Raw genomic sequence first — 2,720 nt, 5'->3', positions numbered from 1 at the left:
TTTAAGTTATTAGTGGCTTTTGTTGAAGATACTAAAACAGATGCCGTGCTGGATGCGGCTCGCGAGGCCGGTGCCACCGGCGCTACCGTTATCAACAATGCACGCGGAGAAGGGCTGCACAAGAAGAAAACCTTTTTGGGGCTGAGCCTGGAAGTCCAGCGTGATGTGTTGTTGCTGGTTGTCGAAGAGCATCTGGCACGTTCGATCCTCGAGACCATAGAGCAAGTTGGCGAGTTTGATTCCGGACCCGGTCAGGGGATTGCCGTACAACTTGATATTGAAGATGCGATTGGGGTTGCCCACCAGGTAGAGACATTGACCAAGGTTGTGGAGGAAAAGCTATGAGCGCTGAAAAAGTGGTCAGAGTGAGAGATGTGATGATGAATACCTATGCTATCGTCGAGGGGCTGACTACGGTTGCCGAGGCGGTAGAAATTGCCAAGCAACGTCAGGTCAAGGCGCTGATTGTCAACAAGCGTCATGACGATGATGAGTACGGCATTGTGCTGATGAACGACATCGCCAAGAAAGTGCTGGCCATTAACCGTTCGCCGCAACGAACCAATGTCTATGAAATCATGACCAAGCCAGCGCTGTCGGTGAGTGCTACCATGGACGTTCGTTATTGTGCTCGCCTGTTTGAGCGCTTTGGTATCAGCCGGGCGCCGGTGATTGAGAACGGGCAGGTACTCGGTATGGTGAGCTATAACAATATCGTGTTAAATGGCATGCTGCGGGATGATTAACAGCTTTAGAAATGGGATCTGCCGGTAGCCAACTGTTATTAGTAATGTTGAATAGTTCGGTGTAGTATCTCGGCATTCTGTTCTAGTAAGTTTTGGTAAGTGATTTCCTGATGAAACTGTTTTTTGCCTCTGATATTCATGGCTGCGCTGAAAGCACCAAAACCATGCTGGCTGCGTTTGAGCAAAGCGGTGCCGACCATCTAATCTTGCTTGGTGACGTGCTTAACCACGGCCCGAGAAATGCCCTGCCTGCGGGCTATGCGCCTATTGAGGTTGCCGAGCTGCTGAATCCGTATGCCGACCGAATTACAGCTGTGCGGGGTAACTGCGATAGCGAGGTGGATCAGATGTTGCTCGAGTTTCCGATGATGGCCGATTATAACCTGGTGCTGCTTGCCGATGGTCGTCGCCTGTTTCTGACTCATGGCCATTTGTATAACGGTGAGAAGCATCCACGCCTGCGTGCCGGTGATGTGATTGTCTCCGGCCATACCCATCTGCCGGTAGCTGAGCAGAAAGAAGAACTGTATTTGTTTAACCCTGGCTCTGTCACTATTCCGCGTGGCGAGTACCAGGCTAGCTACGGTCTGCTGGAAAACAATACGCTGAAAGTAGTGAGCTTTGATGGGGCGACGATCTGTTCGGTTGAGCTGAGCTAGTTCCTGATTGTCGATGCATAGATACTTGGCAGAGCGCACAACTTGTGCGCTCTTTTATTATTACTGTTTTTCTTGCGATAACCGCTAACCTTTTGTTGTCCTGACAAAATACTGACACTTTCCTACTAGTGCTCCAGTTACCCGCCTGCCACACTAAAGACAGATAAATATCGGAATAAAAATAAGGTGTTAAGGATGAATAAACAGATATTGGGCATTGTGCTCGGCGGGGTACTGATTGCCCTTGGGTTAGGAAGCTGCGGCTATTTTATCGGCCAGACAATGTATAACGCCAAAGTGGCGATGAACATTGCCGAGGTGAAGGGACTGGCAGAGCAGCGGGTTGAATCTGATATCGCCAATTGGCAGCTGCGCTTTTCTATTAGTTCCAAGAACAAGCAAGATATCCCGGCGCTCTACCAGCAGGCTGAAGCCCAGCAGCAGGAAATCATTGCGATCCTCAAAGCCAATGGTTTTACCGATGATGAAATTGAAATCGGGTTGATTGAATATAAATATTATGAATATCGAGACGACGGCCAGACGGTCGTCGACCAAGATCATGAACTAGAAGGAATGATAAGCCTGGAGACGACGAAAGTCCGTGATGTAGCCACCGTTCGAGGTGAAGTGAACAAGCTGGTTGCCAAGGGTTACAACATTACCAACTATGCGCCGACCTACCGTTTTACCAAGCTTAATGACATCAAGCCAGAGATGCTCAAAGCCGCCACGACCAATGCGCGTATTGCCGCCAATGAGTTTGCTGCCAACGCGGGTGTCGCCGTGGGCGGGATCCGCTCAGCCCGACAGGGGAACTTTTCGATCACGGATGCTGGTGAGGAGTATGGCGATCGGCACAAGATAGAAAAAGATGTGCGTGTCGTGACCCGCATTGAGTTCTATCTGACCGAGTAACGTTTGAGCGTCGCTAAAAGCCGATAAGCAGCTTGAAGCCGATGATAAAGGTCAGTATCTCAAAGCTGCGCTTAATCAGGCTATTGCTTTTCTGGGAGGCTAGGTGGGCACCAAGGTAGCCGCCAAGAAACGAACCAAGAAGCAGTACCGGGATCCAGGGCCAGTAGATGTTGGCACCGGCCACATACATGGTAGCTGCACCAATGCCGTTCCAGAACAGGCCGACACTGACCAGGGTCAGGGCGACGGCTTGCTTGTAGTCGAAGCCGAACCAGCGGATCAGAAACAAGGTCACGAACAACCCTGTCCCTGCGGTGAGCGAGCCGTTTAATATTCCTATCAGGGCCAGCCCGAGACCGCCAATGAGCATTCCTTGCCAGTGGCGGTTGCAGGGGTG

Annotated in this window: 5 protein-coding genes; 4 read left to right on the top strand and 1 reads right to left on the bottom strand. The window is 50.8% G+C overall.

Annotated elements, in window-relative coordinates; all coding sequences use genetic code 11:
• From MHN01_RS23675 to MHN01_RS23660, 4 genes are all read left to right on the top strand, one after another.
• On the top strand, positions 1-345 hold a 345-nt coding region (locus MHN01_RS23675; protein WP_239413806.1), incomplete at its 5' end, for a P-II family nitrogen regulator.
• Positions 342-746 (top strand): CBS domain-containing protein, encoded by a 405-nt coding sequence (locus MHN01_RS23670; RefSeq protein WP_239413805.1) that lies wholly within the window; start codon positions 342-344, stop codon positions 744-746. The genes MHN01_RS23675 and MHN01_RS23670, both read left to right, overlap by 4 nt.
• Before the next feature lie 110 nt (positions 747-856).
• A complete protein-coding gene (yfcE, locus tag MHN01_RS23665; protein ID WP_239413804.1) occupies positions 857-1,405 on the top strand; it encodes a phosphodiesterase in 549 nt (182 codons plus the stop codon).
• A 195-nt stretch (positions 1,406-1,600) separates the two neighbouring features.
• Positions 1,601-2,323 (top strand): SIMPL domain-containing protein, encoded by a 723-nt coding sequence (locus MHN01_RS23660; protein WP_239413803.1) that lies wholly within the window; start codon positions 1,601-1,603, stop codon positions 2,321-2,323.
• 13 nt (positions 2,324-2,336) lie between these two features.
• Here MHN01_RS23660 and MHN01_RS23655 read toward each other — a convergent pair.
• On the bottom strand, positions 2,337-2,720 hold a 384-nt coding region (locus MHN01_RS23655; protein WP_239413802.1), incomplete at its 5' end, for a sulfite exporter TauE/SafE family protein.

Source organism: Photobacterium sp. OFAV2-7, assembly GCF_022347985.1.
In the GTDB taxonomy this organism is placed as follows: domain Bacteria; phylum Pseudomonadota; class Gammaproteobacteria; order Enterobacterales; family Vibrionaceae; genus Photobacterium.
The sequence above is the reverse complement of the archived record's forward strand: the minus strand, read 5'-3'. Positions and strand labels throughout refer to the sequence as shown.

Bases quoted from the DNA above. Each gene is read 5' to 3' on its own strand.
- MHN01_RS23660 (WP_239413803.1), top strand. From the start codon at position 1,601: ATGAATAAACAGATATTGGGCATTGTGCTCGGCGGGGTACTGATTGCC.
- yfcE (WP_239413804.1), top strand. From the start codon at position 857: ATGAAACTGTTTTTTGCCTCTGATATTCATGGCTGCGCTGAAAGCACC.
- MHN01_RS23670 (WP_239413805.1), top strand. From the start codon at position 342: ATGAGCGCTGAAAAAGTGGTCAGAGTGAGAGATGTGATGATGAATACC.